This is a genomic window from uncultured Campylobacter sp. (assembly GCF_938045465.1).
Classification (GTDB): Bacteria; Campylobacterota; Campylobacteria; order Campylobacterales; family Campylobacteraceae; genus Campylobacter_B.
Genome location: NZ_CALIBF010000005.1, coordinates 1 through 7841, shown reverse-complemented (window position 1 = coordinate 7841; position 7841 = coordinate 1). Strand labels below are relative to the sequence as shown.

General features: G+C 43.4%; 10 protein-coding genes and 1 pseudogene. 4 read left to right on the top strand and 7 right to left on the bottom strand.

The features are described 5' to 3' along the window. Positions 1-50 precede the first annotated feature (50 nt). The 3 genes from Q0413_RS00255 to Q0413_RS00245 are packed head-to-tail and all read left to right on the top strand — an operon-like array spanning position 51 to position 756. Complete coding sequence (locus Q0413_RS00255; protein ID WP_298986095.1) at positions 51-257, top strand: hypothetical protein; 207 nt, start codon at positions 51-53, stop codon at positions 255-257. Positions 258-273: 16 nt separating this feature from the next. Next, on the top strand, positions 274-396 hold the full coding sequence (locus Q0413_RS00250; protein ID WP_298986093.1) for a hypothetical protein: 123 nt from the start codon (positions 274-276) through the stop codon (positions 394-396). Positions 397-441: 45 nt separating this feature from the next. Then, positions 442-756, top strand: a complete 315-nt coding sequence (locus Q0413_RS00245; RefSeq protein ID WP_298986091.1) for a hypothetical protein — start codon at positions 442-444, stop codon at positions 754-756. 274 nt (positions 757-1030) lie between these two features. Here the strand turns inward: Q0413_RS00245 and tsaD are convergent, their stop codons facing one another. From tsaD to Q0413_RS00225, 4 genes are all read right to left on the bottom strand, one after another. Continuing rightward, complete coding sequence (gene tsaD, locus Q0413_RS00240) at positions 1031-2038, bottom strand: tRNA (adenosine(37)-N6)-threonylcarbamoyltransferase complex transferase subunit TsaD (protein WP_298986089.1); 1008 nt, start codon at positions 2036-2038, stop codon at positions 1031-1033. A 298-nt stretch (positions 2039-2336) separates the two neighbouring features. After that, positions 2337-3731: a cell envelope integrity protein CreD gene (creD, locus tag Q0413_RS00235; RefSeq protein ID WP_298986086.1), complete on the bottom strand. Its 1395-nt coding sequence runs from the start codon at positions 3729-3731 to the stop codon at positions 2337-2339. A 360-nt stretch (positions 3732-4091) separates the two neighbouring features. Then, positions 4092-5165, bottom strand: coding sequence for a TonB-dependent receptor (locus Q0413_RS00230; RefSeq protein WP_366939611.1), 1074 nt, complete (start codon positions 5163-5165; stop codon positions 4092-4094). Between the two features lie 125 nt (positions 5166-5290). Beyond that, on the bottom strand, positions 5291-5491 hold the full coding sequence (locus tag Q0413_RS00225) for a hypothetical protein (protein ID WP_298986084.1): 201 nt from the start codon (positions 5489-5491) through the stop codon (positions 5291-5293). A 34-nt stretch (positions 5492-5525) separates the two neighbouring features. Between Q0413_RS00225 and Q0413_RS00220 the strand changes: the two are divergent. Further along, a pseudogene (locus Q0413_RS00220) lies at positions 5526-6228 on the top strand (IS1595 family transposase). A 260-nt stretch (positions 6229-6488) separates the two neighbouring features. Here Q0413_RS00220 and Q0413_RS00215 read toward each other — a convergent pair. The 3 genes from Q0413_RS00215 to imm40 all read right to left on the bottom strand — a co-directional run bounded on the left by Q0413_RS00215 (position 6489) and on the right by imm40 (position 7744). After that, the gene (locus Q0413_RS00215) at positions 6489-6824 is read right to left on the bottom strand and encodes a DUF3969 family protein (RefSeq protein WP_298986082.1); all 336 of its coding nucleotides are present in this window, start codon (positions 6822-6824) and stop codon (positions 6489-6491) included. Then, a complete protein-coding gene (locus Q0413_RS00210; RefSeq protein WP_298986097.1) occupies positions 6802-7170 on the bottom strand; it encodes a hypothetical protein in 369 nt (122 codons plus the stop codon). Before Q0413_RS00210 ends, Q0413_RS00215 begins: the two co-directional genes overlap by 23 nt. 229 nt (positions 7171-7399) lie before the next feature. Continuing rightward, positions 7400-7744: an Imm40 family immunity protein gene (gene imm40 / locus Q0413_RS00205; protein ID WP_298986080.1), complete on the bottom strand. Its 345-nt coding sequence runs from the start codon at positions 7742-7744 to the stop codon at positions 7400-7402. Positions 7745-7841 lie beyond the last annotated feature (97 nt).

Below are 7841 nucleotides of genomic sequence, written 5' to 3'. Positions count from 1 at the left end.
AGAACACGAAGTCGTAACTTTTCTGCACGATTAAATATAAAGGATAAAAAATGACAAATGAACAAGCAAAGAAGATTTTGGCAGATATAGCGAATGACAAGGATGTGCGCACCAGTAGCGGCGCCAAGGTAACCGCTGAAAATTTTGAGAAATTTTTTCTAAACGATATGGTTGGGAGACTAGGCATTAAAATCGAAGGCGATATCTACGAGCATATAAGCGAATATAAATATGTCGTAGATATAATTAAATATTAAATTTAAGGAGTAGAAAATGGCATTTGTAGCAGAATATATTTCGAAAGAGGATATTGAGAAATATGGCGTTATTGACATAGTAAATAGCTCCAGAGCAAATTTTGGTGAACTTCCATTGGGCAATCAACGTATAGAGTAGCTTGATTGAGTCATCGATAGGCAGAGGGATATTTGGTTTATCTTTGTGTGTGATCCGCACTTACCGGATCCGCGAGATGGATTTACGGGTGAGGAGATTTATATTTTATGTTATAAGGGCAATGTTATTGAGCTTGATATTAGACGGGTCTATGACGAAACCACAAGTAAAATGCTAGTCGATAATCCGTTTTTTATCAAATATAAGCTAGAAAATATAAATTCTAGTCTTGACGGAATTTCGTTGGACGAGCTTTATAAAATTTTAAAAGAAGCTCTAACGGAATACGGTAATCGCGGTATTGATGGTAGAGAAAATTTACCAAAAGAACACGAAGTCGTAACTTTTCTGCACGATTAAATATAAAGGATAAAAAATGACGAGTAAACAAGCCGATCAAATTTTAGCAGATATTGCAAGCAGCGAGGACATGCGCAGCGGCAGCGGCATCGATGGTGGTGCGAGCACGAAAGGAGTTTGGCAAAACGTGGCGTGAGCCTGAAACGCGATGTGTAAATTCAAAGTGAATTTTATCCAAACTCAACCGTGAGCGAGCGCGAGATAAAATTTTACTCAAACGCTCAGCGCGTGAGAATCCGCTAGTGGGTGCAGACTATTTGTAAATTTTAAAATTTCACTCAAATGCCGAGCGTAGATTTAGATGCGGAATGATCTCAAGCTTTGCGGGTGCTGTGAATTCATTTTTACGCAGCTTTTCTATTGCTGCGCGCGCGATCATAGCGGCGTTATCGGAGCAAAATTTCATCGGTGCGAAAAGTATCTCGCAGCCCGCCCGCTCGCACAAATCCGTCAAAAGCCCCCGCAGATGCAGGTTCGCGCTCGCTCCGCCCACGACGCCGAAGCGCGCAAAGCGACGCAGCTCAAAGATCCGCTGCAATTTATCCAGTATGTGCGCGCACGCCGTGTCCTCAAAGCAGCGCGCCAGATCGCGCATCGCCCGCTTATCCAGCTCGCCCGCCTCTTTTAGCTTCTCTATCTGCACGCGCGCGGCGTTTTTAAGCCCCGAAAAGCTATACTCCAGCCGCCTGTCGCCCTTTAGCGGCACGGGCAGCTCAAACCTCGGCTCGCCGCCTTTTGCGAGTTCCTCGATGAGCGCGCCGCCCGGATAGCCGAGCCCCAGCATCTTTGCGACCTTATCGAAGCTCTCGCCGAAGCTGTCGTCGCCGGTGGTCGCTAAAATTTCGATACCCCCCGCAGCGTCGATATCCAAAACCATCGTGTGCCCGCCGCTAACGAGCAAAACGCCCATCGGAAATCGCGCCTCGCCGTCTAAAAACAGCGAGTAAACGTGGCCTATGAGATGATTTACGCCGATGAGTGGCAAATTTAGCGCGAGCGCGAGCGCTTTTGCCATATTCACGCCGCCGATCAGGCTCACGCTGAGCCCCGGGGTATTGGTCGCTGCGACCGCGCTAAGCTCGCTAAAATAGGGCTTTGCGCGCTGCAAAATCCGCGGCAGCGCCTCCGTATGCAGCCTCGCGGCAAGCTCGGGCACGACGCCGCCGTATTTGGCGTGATCGGCCTCCTGGCTTATTTTTTCGTAAAATTTCAGCTCGAAACTACGCTCGTCCATCACCGCGACCGAGCTGTCGTCGCAGCTGCTCTCAATAGCAAGTATCACACAAAATCCTTAAAATTTTTCGCTCATTATACTCAAAAATCGGCTTTGCGGCGCAGATGAAATTTTAAAATTTAAAACGGCGCGTTTTAAATTTTGTCTTTGTCGCGACATGCTCCCGCTTGCGGGGCAAAATTTTAAAATGCGCCGTTTGGCTCGGTCGCAGTTTGCATACCGCGTCGGGTAAATTTTAAATAGATGAAATTTTAGCAGTTGAAATTTAGCGAGCAAATTTAAAATGGCCTTTGGATTTTAAAGCTCCAAAGGCCGTTGCGATTAAATTTAGCAGCAAATTTAAAGGCTAAATTTCGGGCTCTTGCTCCTGCTTTTTCTCGCCGCTTGGGATCGCCGTATCGTACCAATCGAGCTTGCGCGTAAAATACATAACGAGCGAAATCACCGCAAAGATCATCAGACTTCCCATTAATAGGGCGTAGTCTTCGGAATTTAAGATGACATAGAGGATCGCATATGAAACGAGCTGAACGCAAGTGATGAAAATGCCCCAGCGCGCGCCTTTGAAAATTGCGCTCGCGTAGAAAAACACTATCGCGCTAACTGCGATCGCCGAGATGGCGTAGCTAATCGCAAAGCCCATATGCTCGGAAAGCGAAAGCACCAGCAGGTAGAAAACGACGTCCTCAAGCCCGATGAGTAGATATTGGATCGGGTGGATGCGCTCGTGAGTATAAACCTCGCACAAAAAGATCGCCAAAAACGGCACCGCTAAGAATAACAGAGCGTAATCCGTGCAGCGCTTAATCAGCGAGTAGTTGTTCACGGGCTCGATGAAGCCGATGCTTACGGCGTCATTTCTATCGTCGTTGCTGCGCCAGTTCGTCATAGCGACGCGGTCATCTTGATCTGCAAGCCACGCAGGAGCAATGCCTGCGGCTAAGCCTGTAACTTCCCACGAAGCTTTAAAACCGCTAGCGCTTACCTCGCGCGATTTGGCGATAAAGCCGCCGCCAAAGCTAGGCGATGCCCAAGTAGAGCTAATTTCAAAACGGCTATTTTGCGCGATCGGAGCTAGATGAAGCGCCTCGCCACCTTGAATTTTAAGCGTGCCGCTGATGCTAAAATCAGACGATAGCGCGGAAGCGGGGAGCTTATAGATTAGGCTTCGATCGAAAATTTTAGCTTCGGTGTTGCCGTGATATTGCTTAAGCTCCTTGCCGTTTAGGCTTAAAGCGGGAGAAGCGGTGAAGGATTTTTGATTGCCTACGCCGAGCACTAGCACGGCTTCGTCGAAATTTAGCCGCGCAGGATCGACGCCGAGCTCGGTATAGTTTATCGCCTCAAAGTCCGCCTTAAGCGCGAAGTCGCCGTTATAGATCGGAACGCGAAAAATTCCGCGCTTTAGATAGGTGGGGTCGATCTCCGCCGCGAGAGAGTAGTTTTTAGGCACTATGATGAAATTTTTCTCTACGCGCCTTTTTATGAGCTCGTTGTTGCTTTTGTCTATCGCTTCGATTATCTCTGCGTAGGGCACTACGATCGCAAGCCCCTGGATTTGCAGCTCGCCGCCCACCGGCGTGAGGATCGAATCCTGCGCGAGCTGCTTGGTTTCGGAGCGCGAGTAGGTAAGATTATCGATAAAGCTTAGTGGGATTAGCAGCAGCAAAAGCAGCACTAAAACTATGAACGGTTTCGTCCAAAATGCCCCGCGAATGGCGTTTTTAGTAGAATTTAACAAAGGCTCTCCTTTTAAGTAGAATTAAAACAGAATTTTAACGATGAAGAGTAAACGGACGGCGCTTGAAGCGGGAGGGATTTTATAAATTTTAAACGAACTTTGGATGTGAAGCGCTGCGGATATCGTTTTTAATTTTGGGGATTTCGCTGCAAGCTAGAATTTCATTGCGAATGAGAATTTTGCTATTCGCAAGAATTTTACGAGAAAATTTATGTTAGTAGAATTTAAAAGCTTGAAATTCTAAGTCTAAGAATTTCAAATTTATAAAGCCCTAGGAATTTTGAAATTCCAAGGGCTTTGAATTTTTAAAATTTCGCTGCTTTAGCGTGCAAAATTTCGTGCCGTCATCTCGCGTAAGCTTTAAAATTTATACGCCACGCTTAGCTTGAAATTTCGTCCCGGCTCCCAGTCGATAGCGTTTGAATCTCCGGTGAAATCGGCACTGCGCTGTGAGTGCGACGCGTAGGCTTTATCAAAGAGATTGTAAACGCCCGCGTTGATCTCAAGCCCTTTAAATCGCCCGCTATCCGGAGCGTAGGTCACATATAGATCGTGAACCGCGTAGCTAGGCACTTTTGTTTTTTCGTCGCTATTTGCGGAGGCTACGTTTTTGGAGTCGAAAAAGAGCAAGTTATAGCCCAGCAGTAGATCCGCCGCAGAGATTGCGTACTCGGCATTGAAGGTGTATTTATCGCCATAGTCGCGGTAGCCGATGATGTTTGAGCTTAGATAGCCCGAGCCGCTGCGTACGCGGTCTTTATATTCTACGTGCTGATGGGTGTAGCCCGCAGCAAGGCTCAAATCATCTAATATCAATCTTGCGTAAAGCTCGACGCCGTCAATATCCGCACCGCCTGCGTTAGCCCTGCATAAGGTGCCCTGTGCGCCTCCCGGGCAGCCGACGATTCCGCCCGCCGCATTGTTATCTACGATGAGATTTTTATACTCCGTTCTGAAATACTTCGCAGTTAGGCTTACCGAGGAGTTCTCTCCTAGCTCGCTTTTGTAGCGACCGCCTATTTCGTAGGCGTTGCCCGTAGTGGCTTTTAAATTTTCGTTAGCCATCCAGCTTAGCGGTCTGCCACGGCTTGTACCCGCAGCCATCATGCTCTCCATTACGTCAGGTCCTCTAAATACTCGCGCATAGCTCGCAAACGCTCCAAATCCCGCGCCAATCTCGTAATCAAGCGCTAAAGCAGGGCTTACTTCGTCAAATTTATATTTGTAGCTAGAGATATTGGCGCCTCTGCCGTTGTAAGTCTTTAGTTCGTGCCTTTCGTAGCGCACGCCAGGAGTTACCGTAAGCCCGCCGTAGCGCATAGCATCCTCAATATAAAAGCTATAATTATCGACCTTTTCGGGGCGTAGATTGCCGGGCTTAACGTAGTTTTCGGAGCGGTAGTAATCAAAGCCGTAACGTAGCGTATGAGCCAGATCGCCCGTTTCAAATTTACTCTTAGCGCCGATTTTGCCGCCTTTGGTCTCGACGCCCCATTTTACGTTCGTCGAAGTCGATCCGATGCGTTGATGCTTGGTGTAATATCCCGTAATGTCGAGCTCTAGCAGGTCGCTTGATTATACGTGTATTTGATCGTGTGTGTATCGCGCTCGTATTTGCGGTTATCCAGCTGTCCGTTTAACCATGAGCTGAATTCCGGTCGCAGCGGATAGAGACCTTTATACTGCATATGCTCGGTAGAGAGCGAAATTTTATGAAAATCCAAAAAGCTATAGCCCGCTTTTAATAAATAATGGCTCAAGATAAGTTAAAAACTTTCAAAGGAGTTTTTAACTATGATCCTGTCGATGAAAAACAAGTATATAATTCGTTCCCGAATTTCAGAAAAGAAATTTAGAGAAATTCTAAAGTACTTCACGGAGGATATAGAAGCATCAAAGATATCAAATTTAACTAAAATTTCAGAAGCAACCCTATGTAAAATCTTTAGAGAAATAAGAGCTCTTATGTCTAAAGAGTGCGAGAAGATATCTAAGTTTTCAGGTGAAATAGAAATAGATGAAAGTTACTTCGGATCTAAAAGAGTAAGGGGTAAAAGAGGTAGAGGCGCAGCAAATAAAACACCCGTATTTGGAATGCTAAAGCGTGACGGTAAGGTCTATACCCAGATAGTTAAAAACTGTTCTGCCAGTGAGCTAATACCCATATTATCAGAGTTTAGCGAATTGGATGAGAGCGTTATTTACTCTGATTGCTGGAAGGCCTATGACGGATTGGTTGATTATGGAGCCAAAGCACACTACAGGGTAAAGCACTCTAAAAATGAATTTGCTAACGGTAAAAATCATATCAATGGTATAGAAAACTTCTGGGGATATGCTAAACATAGACTAGCTAAATTTAAAGGCATTAAGAAAGAAAATTTCTTGCTTCATTTAAAAGAATGGGAATTTTAGATATAATACTAAAACTACACGGGAAAACTTATATCAGAAACTGTTGAAACTGATAAGAGAGAATCCGCTTAAGTTTAATTGAGCCTTAATAGTTAGATTAATACTATCAAACTCCTTAAATCATAAAATTTACCGACTTATCTAAAATCTATGATTTATATTGTGTCATCGATCTTATTAATAGCATTATAAAGTATTGAAAGGACTTAAATTTACACAGAATTTCTATCGTGACATTAAAATTTTAAAGGTTCAAGATAAGCCAAAAATTCCTTTAAAAGTTTTTAACTTATCTTGAACCAAATTTTTTTTAGTGCTCGCCAAAAAACGGAGCTATAGAGGCTACCCCTCATCTATAATTACCCATCTTTTTCCAGATTCTTTATCGTATTGCTTTAAAATTTTTATTATTCTATTTTGCAATATTCGTAAGGTTTGTATATATTTTGTAGGAATTATTTCGAAAATATCCTCTAGTTCGCAACATTCAGTTATTATATCTATGACACGCTTGCTAACTTTATTGTTTTCCAAATGCGTTGAAATATAGGGCGAAAACAAAATTCTTTGGCTTTCATCTATGGTAATCGCCTGGTGCTCCAATGCCTGCAATGAGCCTAGCGCCATCAATAAAATTGCCCTCTCGCCCACAATATCAATATTTTTCTCTAATATCATTCGTCTCGCTCCGCCCGTATTTAATTTCATCTAAAATCATACAAATCTTCTCTTCGTCTATCTCTCCATAAAGACAAGGGTTTGCCAGTTCGAATATGATCTCTTGCAAAATTTCATCCTCATATCCTATATCCTCGCGACACTCTATTAAATTTGCCCATTCCTCAAGGAGATCATATGAAATTTCTTTATCGATGACCCTATTTAAGATATTTGCGATGGTATTTTTTGTTATTGTTACAAGCTCTGATTCGCTATTAAAGCCTATCTTTGCCAAGTCGCTTTTTATCGCGCTTATATTTTTAGAAAAATTTATTAAATTTAATAAAATATCTATTTTGGCCATCAATGCTGTATTTACCCTTTCATCCTCACGCATCTATAACCATATCTTTATACTTTTCATAAAGCCTTGGTTCTAAAATTTTAAATTTCACAGCGTTTCCCCTTATTCCTTTCCAAATTTAAAGTTTTACCCAATCCTCTTCTTTGTGCCGAATTCAAATTCTATCCGCTCGCTTAAAGCATACTCTATACTTTTATGAAATTTCCTATACACAATCCAATTAAAATTTTCATTTGGACGCCCGCCCGGGGCTAATGACTGGGCAGTATGCAAAATCATCTCCGTTTCTAGCGCGATAATTGGTGATATATTTGATCGCTACTTCGAACGCATTGTCATCTCCCTTGTTCGTGTACCAGCCATCGCCTGTGATTATGGGCTTATTACCGCTTAAGCGATATACGTCTCCTCCTAGGATAATCATACCTTTATCTCTTGTGATTTTTAGCACCTCCATTACATCGTCAAATTTCCAAGCGATTTCATAAAAACCGAGCTTCTCTCTTAAGTTTATACCGCGCTCTAAAAGATCCTGCGGCACTATATTTACAAAATCCTCATCTGTAAATAACATAATTCGCTCCTTTTAAGTATAAGATTATTGCCATTGCCATTTTTCTATTTCGTCTTTCTTTACGAAATACTCTTTTTGACCGCAAGGATAGTAAATT

Bases quoted from the DNA above. Each gene is read 5' to 3' on its own strand.
- Q0413_RS00210 (WP_298986097.1), bottom strand. From the start codon at position 7,170: ATGGCCAAAATAGATATTTTATTAAATTTAATAAATTTTTCTAAAAAT.
- Q0413_RS00250 (WP_298986093.1), top strand. From the start codon at position 274: ATGGCATTTGTAGCAGAATATATTTCGAAAGAGGATATTGAGAAATAT.
- imm40 (WP_298986080.1), bottom strand. From the start codon at position 7,744: ATGTTATTTACAGATGAGGATTTTGTAAATATAGTGCCGCAGGATCTT.
- Q0413_RS00215 (WP_298986082.1), bottom strand. From the start codon at position 6,824: ATGATATTAGAGAAAAATATTGATATTGTGGGCGAGAGGGCAATTTTA.
- Q0413_RS00255 (WP_298986095.1), top strand. From the start codon at position 51: ATGACAAATGAACAAGCAAAGAAGATTTTGGCAGATATAGCGAATGAC.